The organism is Providencia sp. PROV_01 (assembly GCF_053098325.1).
In genome coordinates this window covers 1,566,176-1,585,002 of record NZ_JBRFKD010000002.1, presented here as the reverse complement: position 1 = coordinate 1,585,002, position 18,827 = coordinate 1,566,176, and the positions used below count along the sequence as shown (strand labels likewise).

General features: G+C 39.2%; 16 protein-coding genes. 11 read left to right on the top strand and 5 right to left on the bottom strand.

Annotation, left to right across the window (positions count from 1 at the left end; all coding sequences use genetic code 11):
• Nucleotides 1-16: 16 nt before the first annotated feature.
• On the top strand, nt 17-1,342 hold the full coding sequence (locus tag ACU696_RS07775; protein ID WP_196718815.1) for an amidohydrolase: 1,326 nt from the start codon (nt 17-19) through the stop codon (nt 1,340-1,342).
• A gap of 573 nt (nt 1,343-1,915) precedes the next feature.
• Nucleotides 1,916-3,094, top strand: coding sequence for a M20 metallopeptidase family protein (locus ACU696_RS07770; protein ID WP_209102439.1), 1,179 nt, complete (start codon nt 1,916-1,918; stop codon nt 3,092-3,094).
• Nucleotides 3,095-3,155: 61 nt separating this feature from the next.
• Here ACU696_RS07770 and ACU696_RS07765 read toward each other — a convergent pair whose 3' ends face one another.
• The gene (locus ACU696_RS07765; protein WP_109912087.1) at nt 3,156-4,133 is read right to left on the bottom strand and encodes a LysR substrate-binding domain-containing protein; all 978 of its coding nucleotides are present in this window, start codon (nt 4,131-4,133) and stop codon (nt 3,156-3,158) included.
• Between the two features lie 428 nt (nt 4,134-4,561).
• Here ACU696_RS07765 and ACU696_RS07760 point away from each other — a divergent pair, with 428 nt between their 5' ends.
• Nucleotides 4,562-5,902, top strand: coding sequence for a 2-carboxy-D-arabinitol-1-phosphatase (locus tag ACU696_RS07760; protein WP_196723740.1), 1,341 nt, complete (start codon nt 4,562-4,564; stop codon nt 5,900-5,902).
• An 81-nt stretch (nt 5,903-5,983) separates the two neighbouring features.
• Here the strand turns inward: ACU696_RS07760 and ACU696_RS07755 are convergent, their stop codons facing one another.
• Nucleotides 5,984-6,199, bottom strand: a complete 216-nt coding sequence (locus ACU696_RS07755) for a YccJ family protein (protein ID WP_004913488.1) — start codon at nt 6,197-6,199, stop codon at nt 5,984-5,986.
• Nucleotides 6,200-6,380: 181 nt separating this feature from the next.
• Here ACU696_RS07755 and rhaB point away from each other — a divergent pair, with 181 nt between their 5' ends.
• From rhaB to rhaM, 6 genes are all read left to right on the top strand, one after another.
• Nucleotides 6,381-7,829, top strand: coding sequence for a rhamnulokinase (gene rhaB, locus ACU696_RS07750; RefSeq protein ID WP_447343058.1), 1,449 nt, complete (start codon nt 6,381-6,383; stop codon nt 7,827-7,829).
• A gap of 44 nt (nt 7,830-7,873) precedes the next feature.
• Nucleotides 7,874-9,124: an L-rhamnose isomerase gene (locus ACU696_RS07745; RefSeq protein ID WP_196723741.1), complete on the top strand. Its 1,251-nt coding sequence runs from the start codon at nt 7,874-7,876 to the stop codon at nt 9,122-9,124.
• Nucleotides 9,125-9,134: 10 nt separating this feature from the next.
• A complete protein-coding gene (rhaD, locus tag ACU696_RS07740) occupies nt 9,135-9,956 on the top strand; it encodes a rhamnulose-1-phosphate aldolase (protein ID WP_004913496.1) in 822 nt (273 codons plus the stop codon).
• Between the two features lie 74 nt (nt 9,957-10,030).
• Complete coding sequence (rhaT, locus tag ACU696_RS07735; RefSeq protein ID WP_004913498.1) at nt 10,031-11,065, top strand: L-rhamnose/proton symporter RhaT; 1,035 nt, start codon at nt 10,031-10,033, stop codon at nt 11,063-11,065.
• Between the two features lie 39 nt (nt 11,066-11,104).
• Nucleotides 11,105-12,256 (top strand): lactaldehyde reductase, encoded by a 1,152-nt coding sequence (gene fucO, locus ACU696_RS07730; RefSeq protein WP_004913500.1) that lies wholly within the window; start codon nt 11,105-11,107, stop codon nt 12,254-12,256.
• 11 nt (nt 12,257-12,267) lie between these two features.
• Complete coding sequence (gene rhaM / locus ACU696_RS07725) at nt 12,268-12,582, top strand: L-rhamnose mutarotase (RefSeq protein WP_117162772.1); 315 nt, start codon at nt 12,268-12,270, stop codon at nt 12,580-12,582.
• Between the two features lie 34 nt (nt 12,583-12,616).
• On the opposite strand, the gene ACU696_RS07720 is transcribed toward rhaM, so the two are convergent.
• Nucleotides 12,617-13,474 carry a helix-turn-helix domain-containing protein gene (locus ACU696_RS07720; RefSeq protein WP_004913509.1) on the bottom strand — a complete coding sequence of 286 codons (858 nt, stop codon included), beginning with the start codon at nt 13,472-13,474 and terminating at the stop codon, nt 12,617-12,619.
• 42 nt (nt 13,475-13,516) lie between these two features.
• Nucleotides 13,517-14,326 (bottom strand): HTH-type transcriptional activator RhaS, encoded by an 810-nt coding sequence (gene rhaS, locus ACU696_RS07715; RefSeq protein ID WP_109912082.1) that lies wholly within the window; start codon nt 14,324-14,326, stop codon nt 13,517-13,519.
• A 1,178-nt stretch (nt 14,327-15,504) separates the two neighbouring features.
• Here rhaS and ACU696_RS07710 point away from each other — a divergent pair.
• Nucleotides 15,505-16,383, top strand: coding sequence for a hypothetical protein (locus ACU696_RS07710; RefSeq protein WP_209102437.1), 879 nt, complete (start codon nt 15,505-15,507; stop codon nt 16,381-16,383).
• 809 nt (nt 16,384-17,192) lie between these two features.
• Here the strand turns inward: ACU696_RS07710 and ACU696_RS07705 are convergent.
• The gene (locus ACU696_RS07705) at nt 17,193-17,381 is read right to left on the bottom strand and encodes a hypothetical protein (protein ID WP_209102435.1); all 189 of its coding nucleotides are present in this window, start codon (nt 17,379-17,381) and stop codon (nt 17,193-17,195) included.
• Between the two features lie 1,009 nt (nt 17,382-18,390).
• On the opposite strand from ACU696_RS07705, the gene ACU696_RS07700 reads away from it, so the two are divergent.
• The gene (locus tag ACU696_RS07700; RefSeq protein ID WP_008915279.1) at nt 18,391-18,810 is read left to right on the top strand and encodes a hypothetical protein; all 420 of its coding nucleotides are present in this window, start codon (nt 18,391-18,393) and stop codon (nt 18,808-18,810) included.
• The last annotated feature ends 17 nt before the right edge of the window (nt 18,811-18,827 follow it).

Here is an 18,827-nt window from a genome sequence, read left to right as displayed (position 1 = left end):
ATAGGAAATATTTACCATGACAATGACCAAAGACCAATTGAAAGCCATCGTCTGCGAGACAATTGCATCCCATAAAGGGGATATCAAAAAATTGGCTGAAGATATTTGGGCAGAACCTGAGCTCGGCTATAAGGAAGTTAAAACAGCAAAAAAAGTGGAAGCTGCATTTTCTGCCTTAGGCGTTAATTACCGTAACCAACTCGCATTGACGGGGGTTAAGGCTCGCCTTAAGGGTGGAAAAGGGAGTAAACATAGTATTGCTGTGATTGGTGAGCTCGATGCAATTATTTGTGCGGAGCACCCAGAAGCTGATGATTTAACGGGCGCTGCCCATTGCTGTGGGCACAATGCACAAATAGCTAACATGATGGCAGTCACTATTGGTCTGGTTAAGTCAGGTGCTATGCAATACCTCGCGGGAGACGTCGTTCCTTTCGCCGTTCCCGCAGAGGAATATGTTGAACTAGCTTATCGTAATAAACTGATTGAGCAAGGAAAAATCAGTTATATCGGCGGTAAACCTGAGCTGATATCTCTTGGTGAGTTTGATGATATCGATATGGCAATGCAAATTCATTTAACCAGTGTCAAACCTGAACGTGAGACTGGTTTTATTGAAATGTCGACCACCACCAATGGGTTTATTGGCAAGCTGATTAACTACAAAGGCAAAGCATCCCATGCGGCGGCGGCCCCTCATCTGGGCGTTAATGCACTCAATGCGGCAATGATGGGGATCATGGGGGTGAATGCAATTCGCGAAACCTTCCAAGAAAAAGATTATATTCGTTTCCATCCTATCATCACACAAGGCGGTGATTTAGTGAATGTCACCCCAAGTGATGTCCGTATGGAAAGTTATGTCCGAGCGTCAAATGTTCCCGCAATGATTGATACGAATGAGCGTATTACTCGCGCATTGGTTGCTGGCGCAATGTCAGTCGGTGCAGAAGTAGAAGTCAAAGATTTACCGGGTTACCTGCCGCTATATAACAACGATACGTTAAACGACTTATTGCAGCACAATGCCCACGACTTGATTGGCGAAGAAAATGTTTGGGTTGCTGGCCATATGACTGGAAGCACAGATACAGGTGACTTATCACATATCATGCCAGTGAGTCACCCGTGGATTGGCGCAATTCGCGGTGGCTTGCACGGTAAAGATTACGTTGTTTTTGATGATGATATGGCCTACATCCGCCCTGCGCAAATGATGGCAATGGCAATTATTGACCTATTATTTGATGATGCATCCCAAGCTGACGAAATGTTAGCTGATTACACCCCATTGATGAGCAAAGAGGAATATCTCTCATTTATTGGCTCTTTTAAGAACTAATTATAGAAACATGCCCCTTATTAATGCGTTAATCGCAATAAGGGGCATATAATCTTTCCAGCTTTAATCCTATCTTTATAGTTTCCCCTCTCATTAATTCAATATATTTTATATTCGTCATCTCATGTAAAATAATTTGTAAAGCCATGCTATCTACATCCTATTTCAAATAATAAAATTTAGCGTAAACTCAATAACCGCCTCTCTTAAATATAAAAATTTTTAATATAAAAACCAGAAAATACAAATTTAACATGCTGATATTAAAGGGATTTAATTATCTTTACATTTCCTGATGATTATTTTATTAAATTACCATCCTTATTATTCATGAGCCATGCAATACTGATATGATATAAATACGATCTCCATCACGCTCACTTTTTTAATATCCACGTTAAAATTCACTCTATGAATTGTTAGATAAAATAACATCTAGCAGAAGTGACTTATTTCTGAATCTAGCGCTTAAAATATACATAAATTAAATGAGTACGCTGTTTCTTATTCATGCTCACACCAGGGGCTCCTTAACAGCATTAAAAACGCTTTTTGTATACGGGATAAAACGTAATGACCAATAAATACAATATCAGTGAAAAGCTCTTTGCTTTAGAAACGTTTAGCAAAAAAACACGTCAGGATTTACATAAGATCCCTGAATTATCTGGGCAAGAATTCAAAACCTCACAATATTGCCGTGAATTGATGGAAAGCTTTGGCTATAACATCCGTTTATTTGAAGGTTACACCGGTTTTACCGCTGAATTGATTATCGACCCAGCAAAGCGCTTGATTGCCTATCGTACCGATATTGACGGCCTTGAAATGCCTGATTTAACATGCAATGAGCACAGCTCTGTCCATGAAGGTTGCGCTCATAACTGTGGCCATGATACCCACATGACCATCGCCTTAACGGCAGCAAAATACCTTAGCGAAAACCGTTCTGAACTCACTCATAACGTCCGTTTTATCTTCCAAATGGCCGAAGAAGACATGCGAGTACCGGGCGCTAACAAAATGGTAGAAATGGGCTGTATGGAAGGTGTTGATGAGGTTTACGGCTTACATAATGATGCCGCTTTTGAAACAGGTTATATTAAATTCAATTCAGGGGTTATGTCCTCTTATGGCTCAGCGTGGACGCTAGATGTTCATGGCGTTTCAGCCCACGGTTCAACCCCACATAAAGGGTTAGATGCTATCCGCGAAGCAACACGTATCATTGATTATATGGACTACATTGTTGCCAAAAAAACCGATCCTTTCAGCCCTGCCGTATTTGGTTGTGGAATGATTAACGGTGGAACTATTCCAAATGCGTTGGCTGATCATGTTCAGGCACGCGGTACCATCCGTTCAATGGATGAAGAAACCGACAAAATTTTAAAAGCCAGCTTTCATGAAATTGTCGCTCGTAGTGAAGCCGGCGGGTTTAAAACCACATTAGAAGCAAGCGGTTATCCCGCTGTCGTCAATCACCCGCAAGCCGCAAAAGTGATTTATGATGCTGCTGCTGCATTCTTACCTACTGAACAGATTGATGCGAATGGTAAACCAATGACGGGTAGTGAAGACTTCAGTTATATGATCAATGCCACTAAAGATAAACTCGGTGCCATGTACTTTTTAGGAAGTGGTAATCAAGCAAAAGGGATTAATAATTATTTACACGCTAACCCTTACTTTGTTGATGACGATTTTTTGCTGATTGGCGCTCAAATTTTTATTAATATTGCCACTCGTTAGAATAAAAATAACACACACAGTAATTTCAAAGCCGAGTAAATCATATTACTCGGCTTTTTTCTTATAGCTCAGGTAATTCTCTATATAACCTATCTCGCTCATTTTGTTCTGTAGGCACCCATTGATTCGGTTGATGAATATAGTTCAAATCAAGGTGAGGTGCATAATTAGAGATAAAATCATACATATAATCTTTTAAATGCATATGCCGGTTAATGCATACATGTGTATAACTTGGCTTCACTAAATGGCTAATATCAATACAGCGTAATGTCTCGCTATCTTCCTCTGGGTCAAAAGCCACCGTTGAAATAATACCTACCCCAGCACCACGTTTTACATAGTATTTAATAATTTCGGTATCTACCGCAGTTAAAACAACATTTGGCGTTAATTTATGTTGGTAAAAAACTTGGTCAAGTTTTGAATGCCCGGTAAAACCAAATACATAGGTAATTAATGGGTAACCAGCAAGGTCTTCAATAGAGAGCTGTTCACATTGAGCTAGCGGGTGGTCATGGGGCACAATAATACTGCGCGACCATTGGTAGCAAGGCATCACCAATAAGTCATCATAAAGGTGCATAGATTCGGTCGCAATAGCAAAATCCACATCCCCATTATTCACCATTTCTGCTATTTGGGCGGGAGCCCCTTGGTGAAAATGCAGTGAGATATTGGGGTAACGTGCGTTAAAACGTTCAATCACTTGGGGTAATTTATAGCGGATTTGTGTGTGTGTGGTTGCGATATGAAGATTTTGTTTTATCGTGGTATCTTCATGTGAAACGATACTTTTAATTTTATCGAACTGCGCCAGAATATCACACGCGACATGATGAACTTTCTCCCCAATCGGGCTAAGAGACAATAAGTTATTATTTTTTCTATTGAATAATGAAACGTTCAGTTCATCTTCCAATATTTTAAGTTGCTTACTGACAGTCGGCTGAGAGGTATATAATTTTTCAGCCGCGTTGGTGATATTGAAATCACTTCTAACCACTTCAACAAAACTTTTAAGCTGACTAATGTTCATTGCTGATTTATCCAATGCAAAATGGATTAAAAAATAGAGATATAAATCCAGAGTAAGATGCGACACCTTGGTTGTTATGTACAGTAATTATACCATAACGAATGGATTAGCAAGAACTACACTGTTGCTTATTCCCAAGCAAATCACCCCTCTTTTATAATAAAGCAACCTAACATTAGTAAATGAAAAGCAAATTATTCACTCAAGATCACTAAAATTAAATTAATCACAAAATAAATAGTCATTTTGTGATAGCCATCTTACTTACTTTGGTTTTTACGCCATTTTCAAAAATATCTGGCTAAACAATACAATTAATCCTAATTCATTTTACTTAGATTGGGGGCGCCAATTTCTTATTAATCAATTGGTAGACAGGTTAATTATGCCACTAAGAATGGCATTATAAATAAATTATAGGTGCAAACATGAAAAGAATTAAAACCAAGTTTCTTTTGTTATTTTATATAATTATTTCAATAACCTCCACCAGTGCTTTAGCTACATCAGATAGCGATGCCCTTTATTTTTACCTTGTTAGACATGGACAAACTTATTCTAATATTAAAGAAATGACCATTGGTGGAGGCGGTAATGCTCAGCTTACAACCAAAGGGCGCTATGATGCACGCAGCCTTGGTTTAGGTTTAGAAGATGTCGATTTTATCGCCGGATACAGCAGTACATTAGGTCGAGCTCATGAAACCGCCAGTAATATTTTAACTGGCCGTAACATGGATATTATTGAGATTGAGAACTTAAAAGATATTTCTTGGGGTAACGCTGAAGGCGGTAGAATTGATGACTTAACGAGCCAATACGGCCATTCTGGTAATGAATTTGAATACTACTTTGGGAACTATAAAGATAAAAACTTCAAATCTGTCGTCAACACTGAAAACATGTATGACTTTTCCCAACGCTTCGAGTCTGCATTATTAGATATTGCTAACCGTCATAAAAATGAAACTGGTAATATTTTAGCCGTTGGCCACTCATCAATGGCATTTTACTTGCAGAAATATCGTCAAGATAAGCCATTATCAGGGTTAAGCAATACTGCCGTTTCGGTATTAAAATATAAAGATGGTCAATTTACGCTTATCGACTTTAATAATACGGATTATTTAAAATCAGGTTATGCAAAACAAGAGAAACTTCCGCCTCTTGAAATCTCGATTGTCATCAACCCAATGACTATTTTAAATGATGCCAATGTAATGGAAGGCACTTCAGACTCCGATCTCAGTAAATCAGGTGTTGCGGCGGTTAATCAATTGAAACAACACATTAACCCTACTGACTATTTGGCGGTTTATAGCAGCACATTAAATAGAGCCAAATATACTGCAAACCACTTATTTGAAAATAGCACCCTACCAATCCAAATTAATCGTAATTTAGATGAAATTTTCCTTGGCCTTTGGGAAGCGGAGAAAATCAGCACATTAGAAAAAGACCCTAAAGGCCAGTTTACCAAATTACATTCAGGAAAAAATGTGTTGAGCTTTGAATCCCCAGTCGATGGTGAAACAGGAGCTATTGCAGCCTACCGATTAGAAAGCTTACTTAGAGATATTGGTATCCAAAATGAATTCCATACTGGAAAAATCATGGTGGTTACTCACCCGATTATTTTCAGTGCGTTTTTAAATAAAGTTCAGCCAGAGTACCAATTCATCCCTAAAAAAGACTTACAACTGATTACCCTGCAATATAAAAATGAAAAATTCAGTGTCAAAAACATCCAGTCTTTTAATGGTAAATAAGAGAAATTAACACCTTATAATCGCCAATAAAAAACCTCGCCATTGCGAGGTTTTTATCTCTTCAGAAAAGCTCAAAACGAATTATACATTTTTCCTTTCGATAGTTTCTTCCCCCCAATATAGCCTATCCGCAGTGGTCTTCGAAAAGGCCAAAGGTAAAACTTCATCAGAACCTTCCTCCCAAATTTGTTCTGCTAACACTTCATCATTATTCGCTAACTCAAAAATAGCTTGAGCAATTTCAATTGAGGTTTCTCTAACTTTAGCCCATTCAGCTATATCGTGAGGCTCTTTCATTATTCGCTCCTGATTAAATGGTTCTGGTAAAAATACTGAGAGATTTCAAGTCTGTGAATAAGATCACTACGACTTTAAATATATTGCCATTTTTCCCTTTTAGTGGCGCTCCATTGAACGCGCTCACTATTCACTCTCTCTAGTATATGACTATAAGTTAAGTAATAGAGATAAAAAAGTCATGAATATTCGCCATGTTGTTGCTATTGATTTAGGCGCATCTAGCGGTCGAGTCATGTTGGCTTGCTATGATGTGCATAATAAAAAATTATCATTAGATGAAATTCATCGTTTTACAAACCATTTGATCACTGAAGGCAACCATTGCTATTGGGATCTTGACGACATTGAGAACCAAATCCTGATTGGCTTACACCGTGTAGAACAATCTGGCATCAACATTGACAGCATCGGGATCGACACTTGGGGTGTTGATTATGTCCTACTTGACCGTGAGGGTCATACCATTGGTCGCAATTTCTCCTACCGAGATAACCGCACGCAAGGTGTCATGGAACAAGTTCAAACCGATCTCGGTGTTCAAAATATCTACCAAAAAACAGGGATCCAATTTCTCCCTTTCAATACCTTATATCAATTGAAGGCATTGCAACAATCACACCCTCAATGGTTGAAACAAGCACACCATTTATTATTGATTCCTGATTATTTAGCATACCGTTTGACCGGGCAAGTCAACCATGAATATACCAATATTACCACCAGCCAAATGGTTAACCTGCAAACAGGTGATTGGGATGAGGAGTTAGTCGAATATTTACAATTGCCACGCCGTTTATTAGGTGAAATCAAGCAACCGGGTAATGTCATTGGCTATTGGATCACACCGAAAGGCCAAAAAACCCCCGTGATCGCCGTAGCAAGCCATGATACGGCCAGCGCTGTCATTGCGGCTCCAATAGCCGATAGCCATAGTGCTTACTTAAGCTCAGGAACTTGGTCATTAATGGGCCTCGAGCGCACATCCCCTTGTACATGTGAAAATGCATTTGTTGCCAACATTACCAATGAAGGAGGAATTAATGGCCACTACCGAGTCCTAAAGAATATTATGGGGTTATGGTTATTCCAACGCATTTGTCTTGAACACGATGTGCAAGATATTTGCAACCTCATTACCTCAGCAGAAGCTATCCCAGCATTCACGTATCTGATCAACCCGAACGATAACCGGTTCTTGAACCCGGAGTCGATGAGCCAAGCCATTAAAGAAGCTTGTCAGGAAAATCAACAATCCGTTCCAAATACTGCCGCTGAGCTAGCTCGTTGTGTTTTCGACAGCTTAGCACTGCTTTATCGTCAAGTGTTCCTTGAATTACAGCAGATAAATCATGCCCCATTACAACAACTGCATATCGTCGGTGGCGGCAGCCAAAATGCCCTACTTAACCAACTCTGCGCCAACACTTGCGGGGTTCCTGTGAGCACAGGTCCGATTGAAGCCTCCACCTTAGGAAACATTGGGTATCAGTTGATTGCCCTCAACACCATTCCAGATGTACCAACCCTGCGCACCATTATTGCAGAAAATACCGAACTTTGTTGGTTTCAACCTCAAAGCATCGCACTGGATGAACCTTGGAAACGATTTAAAACCATTACGGGCTAACTCAAGTTATTAACCGTATATCGATAAGTTATAAGGAAAATTTCATGTCTAATTACAAAGAAAGTTATCTTATTGCCAAACAACGTTTTGCTGACCTTGGTATCGATACTGAACTAGCGATGCAAGCTATGGCTGACTTGCCTGTATCAATGCATTGCTGGCAGGGAGATGACGTAGCCGGCTTTGAAAAATCAGCAACCGCTTTAAGCGGCGGTATTCAAGCTACAGGTAATTACCCCGGCAAAGCGACTAATGCGATTGAATTACGTGCAGATATGGATAAAGCAATGAGCTTAATTCCGGGCCCTAAACGCGTTAATCTGCACGCTCTTTACCTCGAAGCTGATACCGCCGTCGAACGTAATGAAATTGAACCTCGCCATTTTGCCAATTGGGTTGATTGGGCGAAAAAAAACCATATCGCGCTCGATTTTAACCCATCTTACTTTTCCCATCCGCTAAGTAGCGAAGCGACGCTGACTCACAGTAATAAGGAAATTAGAGACTATTGGATTGGTCATGGACAAGCTTGCCGCCGTATTTCTACGTATTTTGGTGAGTCATTAAACAGCGCTTCCGTGATGAATATTTGGATCCCTGACGGCATGAAAGATCTCCCTATTGACCGCTATGCCCCTCGTCAACGCTTAGTCGAGTCATTGGATGAAATTATCAGTGAAAAAATTGATATTAAATATCATATCGATGCCGTCGAAAGTAAATTATTCGGTATTGGTGCAGAATCTTACACCGCAGGCTCCAGTGAGTTTTATTTGGGCTATGCCATCACACGTAAAACCGCTTTATGTTTAGATGCGGGGCATTTCCATCCAACTGAAGTCATTTCGGATAAAATTTCAGCGGTCATTCCTTATGTTGAACGTCTATTACTGCACGTCAGCCGTCCTGTGCGTTGGGACAGTGACCACGTCATTTTACTCGATGATGAAACTCAAGCCATTGCCAATGAAATCATTCGCCATAACTTAAAGAACCGTGTGCATATTGGCCTCGATTTCTTTGACGCATCAATTAACCGTATTGCCGCTTGGGTCATTGGGACTCGTAATATGAAAAAAGCGTTACTTCGCGCCTTACTTGAACCAACCACAAGACTACGCCAACTCGAAATTGAAGGAGACTTCACAGCTCGCCTCGCGCTGTTAGAAGAACAAAAATGCCTGCCATGGCAAGCTGTTTGGGATGAATACTGTGAACGCAACAATGTTCCTGTCGGCGAAAAATGGTTAGATGAAGTTAAAAAATACGAAAAATCAACATTATTAACACGTTAAGGTGAATTGTATGCAAGATATTCTGACATCTTGGTTTGTTCAAGGAATGATAAAAGCCACCAGCGATATGTGGCTCAAAGGCTGGGATGAACGTAATGGCGGTAATGTGAGCTTACGACTCACTGAAGATGATGTTTCGCCATTTAAACACACTTTTCACGCTGACCCACGTTATATCGAAGCGACAGAGCCAGTTAAAGAGCTCGCAAACCAATATTTTATTGTTACAGGCTCCGGTAAGTTTTTCCGTAACGTTGCCTTAGACCCCGCAGATAACTTGGGTCTGGTTCGTATCGATAACGAAGGTCAGGGTTACCACATTGTTTGGGGCTTTGTGAATGGTGCAATACCAACCTCTGAATTTGCTGCACACTTTCAATCGCATATCACACGTATGCAAGCCACTAATGGCACTAACCGAGTCATCATGCACTGTCATGCAACTAACATCATTGCATTAAGTTATGTTTTACCGCTCGATAGTGCATCCATCACTCGTCATTTATGGGAAATGAGTACTGAATGTTTGGTGGTTTTCCCTGATGGTATTGGTGTGCTGCCATGGATGGTCCCCGGCACAGATGGTATCGGTTTAGAAACAGCGGAACAAATGAAACAACATGGCTTAGTACTTTGGCCATTCCACGGTATTTTTGGCTCTGGCCCAACTTTAGATGATGCTTTTGGTTTAATTGATACCGCAGAAAAATCTGCGGAGATATTGGTAAAAGTTCTCTCCATGGGTGGTAAAAAACAAACTATTTCAACAGAAAATCTGATTGCGCTTGCCAAGCGATTTAATGTCACACCAATGTCTGATGCATTGAAATAAAACCTGTTTCTCTGTGGATACCCCTTTCCTTCCACAGAGAAATTAAAACGATAATAAACAGTGAGGAATAGTTCATGGGCAGTGGAATTTTACTCGGTATTTTTTGGCATTTTGTCGGCGCAGCTTCAGCTGCCTGCTTTTACGCACCATTAAAGAAAGTTAAAAACTGGTCATGGGAAACGATGTGGTCCATTGCCGGTATTTTTTCGTGGATTATTTTACCTTGGACCATCAGTTATATTTTACTTCCTGACTTTTGGGCCTATTACAACTCTTTCAGTGCAAGTATTCTGATCCCTGTATTTTTATTTGGCGCCATGTGGGGGGTTGGTAATATTGGTTATGGCTTGACCATGCGCTATTTAGGTATGTCAATGGGGATTGGGATTGCCATTGGTATTACACTCATTGTTGGTACCTTGATGACCCCTATTATTCAAGGCACATTTGGCGAGTTGATTGCCTCGACTGGCGGAAAACTAACGATTCTTGGTGTCTTAGTGGCTGTTCTAGGGGTTGCTATCGTTTCCTATGCCGGGTTACTGAAAGAAAAGGCGACCGGAGTGCAAGCTGAAGAGTTTAACCTGAAAAAAGGCTTATTACTGGCAGTCATGTGCGGTATTTTCTCAGCCGGTATGTCATTCGCCATGAGTGCAGCCGTCCCTATGCACGAAGCTTCCGCTGCTCTCGGCGTTTCTTCTCTTTATGTCGCATTACCAAGTTACGTCATCATCATGGGTGGCGGCGCATTAATCAACTTAGGTTATTGTTTTATTAGGCTTATTTATCGCCAAGATATCTCTTTCAAATCAGATATCTCTGTCCCCAAAGCCCTACTGATCAGCAATATTTTATTTGCCATTTTGGGTGGCGGTATGTGGTACTTCCAATTCTTCTTCTACGCATGGGGACACGCCAATATCCCATCACAATACGGCTTTATGAGCTGGATGCTACATATGAGTTTTTATGTTCTGTGTGGCGGTATTGTGGGGTTAGCCCTAAAAGAATGGAAAGGCACTGGCAGAAAACCTGTCCGAATTTTATGTTTAGGCTGCTTAGTGATTATCTTAGCTGCAAACATTGTTGGCTTGGGAATGGCAGCATAACGTAACGACTTTTTATTTTAATCGATCGGGAGGTCAGCGATGACCCATAGAATGATACTCAATGAAACCTCATACTTTGGCGAAGGGGCTATTAACCACCTTGTAGAGGAAATTCAAAAACGCCAATTTAACAAAGCACTGATTGTTACGGATGCGGATCTGGTTAAATTTAATGTTGTCAGTAAAGTCACCCAATTATTAGATAACGCTAAATTGGACTACGCCATTTATGATGCCGTTATTCCTAACCCAACCATTGATACCGTCCAACAAGGACTAAAACACTTCAAACAATTTAATGCAGATTATCTTATCGCTATCGGTGGTGGTTCCCCACAAGACACCGCTAAAGCGATTGGGATTATTATCAATAACCCACAGTACGAAGATGTGGTGAGCTTAGAAGGTGTCGCTCCAACCCAAAACCCAGCGGTTCCAATTATCGCCATCCCAACGACTGCAGGAACCGCGGCTGAAGTCACGATTAACTATGTCATAACGGACAACAAACTGTGCCGTAAATTTGTGTGTGTTGACCCCCATAGTATCCCTATAGTAGCCATTATTGACCCATTAATGATGGCATCCATGCCTGCAAGCTTAAAGGCTGCTACTGGCGTTGATGCCCTCACTCATGCCATTGAAGGCTATATCACGAAAGGAGCTTGGGCACTTACCGATGCTCTGCACCTTAAATCCATAGAGTTGATCAGCAATTCGTTACGGCAATCCGTTAAGGGCGACCCGCAAGGCGTTGAAACAATGGCTCTTGCACAATATATGGCTGGAATGGGCTTCTCTAACGTTGGTTTAGGGTTGGTGCATGGTATGGCTCACCCACTTGGGGCGTTTTACAATACACCTCATGGCGTCGCCAATGCCATTTTATTGCCTCATATCATGGCGTATAACGCAAATTATACAGGGGAAAAATACCGCGATATCGCCCGTGCAATGGGCGTAAAAAATATAGACTCCCTACCACTTCAAGAAGCCAGAGATACCGCCATTGCAGCTGTCTTTGCGCTAAACAAAAACGTTGGTATTCCTGAAAAACTGCGTGAAATCGGCATGAAACCAGAGGATATTCCATCCCTTGCTCAAGCCGCCTTTGATGATGTGTGTACTGGGGGTAATCCACGTGATGCAACATTAGAGGATATCGCTGAATTATATCAAGCGATTTATTAGAGGACAGTATCATGATAAAAAAAGCATTTGTGATGCAAGTTGCTCCTAACGCTCACCAAGAATACCAGCGCCGACACGATGAAATTTGGCCTGAATTAGTGCTTACACTCAAAGAACACGGTGCACATCACTATTCTATTTTCTTAGATAACAATCGAAATTTATTGTTCGCCTATGTGGAAATTGAATCACAAGAACGCTGGGATAGCGTTGCACAAACAGAAGTATGCCAAAAATGGTGGAGGTATATGTCGGATATTATGCCATCAAACCCTGACAACAGCCCTATCAGTGATGAGTTAAGATCGGTATTTTATTTAGACTAATATCCCCCAGACAGTGCTAGTCTTTGGCTAGCACTTACCTCAATTTATTTTTCTGTAAAAAACAGCGTCGATATGCGCTTGCGGTCATATTCATTTTTCTATGGAAAACACTCGAAAAATAATTACTATCCTCATAGCCACATTGCCCCGCGATTTCACTGATAGACAATGAAGTACTACGTAATAATAATGTCGCTTGGCACAGACGTAATTGTTGCAGATATTCCATTACCGTCATTCCTGTTTTCGACTTGAACAAACGCTGTAATGAACGCGCGGACAACTGGTGTTCCTGAGCAAAATTATCTAATGAAAATGGTGTATTTATACTTAAATTTAAACAGTTTATTAGCTGATCCATTTGATGTAATAAGCTTATTGGCGCTTGGTCAGGCTGATACCTTAAACGGTAAATATAAATTGCCAGTTGTAAGAATAACCCTTCACAAAGATGAATCGATGGAATATCAGGCTTTTGGCATTCTGATGCTATTTTTTCAATAATTGGCGTTAATGTTGGTAAACTCGAAGGCGGTAGCTTCCAATGCCTAGATATTGCTGGCTGATGGCCTAATGGCACATACTTTTCAATAGATTGTTGAATCAAAAACTCATTAGGCTTATATAATATATTTACCAGTTTTAAATTATTTACAGAGTGATAGCCATGACGATCCTCTGCGTTAATATAAAACAGATCACCACACGTAATCGGATAATCATCACCATTCCAATGGTGTAAGCCATTCCCGGAAAAAACAATCACAAACTCATTAAAATCATGGCTATGAATAATAAAATCTTCCTGAGAATTCCGTTTTTCTACCGTCACGGTATTTTCAGTTCGAATAAAATAATCGCTGCTGTTGAGAGTGATAATTTTTTGTATCATGGTCACCTCAAAAAAGTGTAAAGATGATCATGGCGATCTTTGTTAATTACTGCAATGACGCAGGTCACGAGGTGTGAAATTATACTCGCTCTTAAAACGCGTTGAAAAATACGCACTATCATTAAAACCACTTTCCAGCGCAATATCTGTAATAGTTTTCTCTGAAAAACGGATTTGATAATATGCTTCAGATAGCCTTAATTTTATTAAATAATTTTGTGGCGATATGCCTAAATTATTTTTCATATATCGATGAAAAGTACGCAGCGAAACCGAAAACTGAGTGGTTAAACTTTCCCAATCAATTTCTTCCATAAAGTTTGCATTCAACCATCGTAACATCTGAATAATACGCTGTTCATTATTCCCCTCACCTACGTGGTTATAACGTCCCTCTTGCAAGTTCATAATTAACTGTAAGAACAAACTTTCAGTATAAGCAGGGTCAGAACCATCACTTTCGTTAAGTTTATCAATAAGCTGTTGCGCTTTATTGCAATGCTCTTTATTTAATAGCCAATGGGAAATGTTTTTTTCAGTGTCGGCAGGAAAAAAATGACTGATATTGTTTAAATAAGTAAAGGCAGAGTCTGAACGATATAACACATTAGTTAAATTGAGGTTAGAGACATTATCAAATAAGTGATAATCGCTGGATTTAATGTAACACACCATACCTGGGCATAATGTATAAGGCCGCCCATTAAGTACATGCAGGCCAACGCCTTGAGTCACCAAAAAAATCTCACTAAAATCATGTGTATGCTCAGGAAAAATAGGCTGAGGTACCCTTGGTTCAACCGCAATGTGCTGCTGTGGTGTGATAAAAAAATCTTCGCTATAGAGTTTCATGAAAGATCTCCCAATAAGTACTCCTCACCTGTATATTCACTGTTGGGTTTATGTCGCGATATTCCATTTACCGTAAATACCCCTACCCTTTCATTCTAGTGATCTTATCCAAAATCACCTTGAAATTACTGCCAAGCAATCACTTGTTATTGGCAATATTTTCAAGAGTTCATCGAATAAATGTGCGAAATGTGACATTGAATACACCAAAGCTACTTCATCTAAGATTACTGTTTTGTAAGAGAAGGCAATTTTCAGGTATTTTAACTCTCTGGCTTATAAAAATAGGATTGGTTATCAATAAACTGTTATCGAATGTAAACATAACCTTATGTTTTCACTTATTAGTTTCTGGATCTATGGCTCCCGATAAAGATCGGTTCATTATTACCGCCAAATGGATAAGTCTGCTTTACTATCACAATGATTTTTCGATTTTAAAGAAACTACATGAGAGGTACGTATTTTTGATCCGCAGTCTGAGTACTTAATTTCATCTATCAATTCCTATTTAAATGAAACGCCCATATCGTATTATCAGAATCGATTTCTATCAAACTGGTCGAGCTTAGTACATTTATAAGAAAGTTAATCTGATAGAAAAATAGTTTGTAGGTATTCATGAGGGCTACTTGGGAAGACTATAAGGTAAAAACCAGCTAATCCACTGAATTTCAGGTATAAAAAAAGACATCGGTTGATGTCCATTGACTTCGAAATGGTACCCCTACAGGATTCAATATAAACCCATATTACATTGATTATAAACATTTTAATTTCATTCAATTTTGTATCATGCCCCCAATTATGCCCCCTTTTTATTTTGTGACTCAAAAATTAAAAGGTTCAGGCTTCAATTTTCCCAAAGCCACCAGCGTTGCAAAAATATCATCAATGGGAATTTTATTGCATATAATGAAACAGCAACCAACCCCCTACCCGTAACTTTCCCGCCTTTTCACTAGCCTTGCTCCAAGCAGAACAATAGCAACCGAGAAATTTTCATCAGATAAGCATTATCATATATAGAAAAAATCGCGATCTGTTACAGAATATCACTCAATAAAACTTGATAATTACATTGTTATCCATTTAAATCATATGTATTGTTCATCATAAAAAACTTATTCTGCTTAGTAATATAAAGGATAGAAATAGGAACTATGAAGGAATTTATTATGATGTCTATTATGGATGAATTTAAATTTGCTATTAATGAAAAATATAAGCAAATAAACACCTCATTTACAAATAAAGAATTATCAGAACTACTATTTCGAGAATCTATTTTCTCACATCACGAAAATTATACATCTGCACATATTCATACCATCCATCAACAGCTAGAGATTTTAAGCAATGAACCTTTCCTAAAGCATGACATTCTACAACTAGAATATTGTAAAAGTTTAACTCTTTTCAATAGTATCACAGAATCACTTAACACAAATGCAAGAGTTTATGGCGATAATTTCATAGCTAGTTGCAACTTTTACTATGACTCCATCGGCTCATACAAAAATTACATTTCATCATACTATCAAGGTGATATGAATTTCTCTTGTATTCCATTAAAAATTCGACTGGCAATAGAAATTTATTTCAAGAATATGATTGGCTACATCTCATCAGTTCAAGAAATCTTAACCGGGAAAAAAAAAGGGGAAATATGTGATTACCCATTATCTATTTCTAAGCTTATCAGTTTTTTTCAAAAGGAAGAAAATAATAAATACCTAGATTCATTTCCAGTCGAATTAAGTATATTGCAAGATATCAATTTTTGGGCAAACAACCTGGTTCATACAGGTATTATAAGCTATGCTTGGCAAAACATAGCTGCTATTGAATTTATTAAACCATTATTTAAAACACGCATTGATAATATTACTTTCCATATGGAAGGGTTTAATTATCTTTCACCGAATTACAAACAAGAAGATCTAATTAGTGATTTAAACTCTTTTTTGTCTACAAAATTCCGAAGAGTGACAGTATCATGCGAAATATTTAAGGATAAACCTTTAGAAGGAGCATTCTATTCACCCAGAAAGTAATAATATCATTAAATAATCGATTAAAACGAATGACCAGCTATTGAGCGTTAACTATTTATGATATTGCAGAATTATCTCTTCTATAGTCATAATCCGTTAATTATATTTGAGTCAATAGAATTAACTTACTTAATTCTGCCACAGAACCAGATTAACGCTCATTGGTCATCGTTTCAGTGACCAATGGTAATAGGTGGCAACGCATTGTTTTCATTACTAACGGTCAATTTGACCACCTGAAATCTTAGAGTAACCTTAGTGTAAGTTTCCATTTGCTAAAGTCCGTTTTCACTGGAAACCATTGTGGAAACTTCGCCCTGATTCCTTACCGTAACCTTACCGTTATTAGCTTAACCCTCACCGTAATCTCACCGTTCAACCTTGCCGTAACCTTGCCGTAGTTCGTTATTGTCGCTACCTATCTCTCCCTCATTAGTGAGGGCAACATCAATTTTTAAATTTTGCGGTAATGTTTATTTAGGCTCCCTCATTGATGAGGGTAGCATAGTTTAAGTTGTTGATTTTTATTCAGAGTGCTTATTTGCACTGTGGGATTACTCCCTGAGGACAAATTTGTCCTGTGGTTACTTTTGGTGGTTACCAGAGTGGTTACTTTTATCTCATGGCCATTATTAGAATATTGCCAGCCAGTGACGAGCCCCCAATTTCAGAGCCTCATGACTCCTTAATCTCAAGGAGTCCTATTTAACCGCCTTAAGTGCCCTTGATATCAAGGCAACCTATAGCCTGTATACCGTCGCACTTTTTCTTGCATCGCTTAATATTTCACCATTGCGATTATCTTCGCATCACCGTTTTGGTGCTGGCTTCGTCCATTGGTAGGTAGGTGCTGTCATTCTCCGCTTGTGACGCTCTTTAGCCTGCATTGTCTGGGCTACACCTGTTCTAATTGCTAACCTATCGTGTCCATTGAGTGATTGCCCTTGCTGGTGGGCTAACTCCATCATAACGGCTTCTATTACTTCACGTTGTAACATGGCTATACCTCAAAGGTGTTGTGATTATCGCTATACCTTAATTGTGCTGGATTGGAACAATCAAAGCCTATCAATCCACTAGCATAAAACATGCTGTTTTGCTGGCAACCAGAGTGGCAACCGTCAAAGTGGCAACCAAGTTATATCCGTCAAGACCAGTCCAAACTTATTACCCTTGTTTTGCTGCGTACCATTCTGCGTACTTTTCCACAACATCATGATTTTATTTAATTATAGCGAAATGCGAGAATTAAACACATACCTACTGCGTACCTATTTGATTTTGGACGGGGCTTATAAATTTCTTTGGCGTGATGACAAGTTTTGACAAGTTTTCGACCACAACAATTAACAACATTTACTTTGTTCTCATGTCTGGTTTTGTCTGGTTCTGATGTCAACAATTGTCATCATTTAGCGGATAGAGTATCCAGTAAAATATAGCCTTTTCGGTGGATACCAAAACGGATACCTTACAATCACTATAGCAACACCATAGTACCACCGTGGTTTATATTGGTACCATTTCGGTACGTTATTACTGTGATTCTTTTTGTTATCAAAATAACTACACCGTGTTTTTTTGGGTAGTTAGCTGTACTGGCTAAAGGCACTAATTTGTGGTTTTGATATGAGGGCTTCATTTCAAGCCGTCCTCAGCATCAAGGGTAACATTTCAACTGTCACCCTTTTCGACTATGGCCATAATCACAATCGTTAACCCTCCTCAATTTTGAGGGCCCTGTTTCTATTGATAAATACAGGCTCAAAAATGAGCCGATTGATTCTATTGGTAAAATTATACTGCGCTCAAATTTGAGCTTTGCCATGTATTCAGTCAGTTACAAGGCGCAATAATACGCTTTGCTTGTTTTACAGTAAGTTACCCTAACTTTAAGTTATAGAATTAATCATTAAATCCACCAGCAATTTTACATTTTCTAATCTGTATAACAGCGTTATACACTGATATAATAAGCACTCAATGAATTAATAATGGACTATTATCATGAGTAAATCTAATCTTATTGCCTTTCGTCTACCTGCTGAACTTCAAGCTTTGTTTAATGATGCTGTATCGAACTCTGGCAGCGATAAAACAGCGTGGATAGTCTCCGCTATCAAAGAGAAGCTAAACCGCCCAGACAGCAATCCTGATGCTCGTATGTTATCGCTAGTGGAACGCCTAGAATCGTCTGTCGCGTCTTTAATTGCTGGTAAGGCAGATATCCCACCGTATACCTATAATGAGTCTGCTGTCGTTTCTGTGGTTAATTTGGTGCTATCAGAGGGCATAGATAACGGGCGCATTATCGCTGAACGGATTAATGAGGCTGGATATCAAACTAAAGGCGGTAAAGCGTGGGATAAGGATATTTATTCAGCGTGGAAGCGTCACAAAGATATTTCGAACAAGTTGAGTTTCTGATTTTTATAAGTAAATAT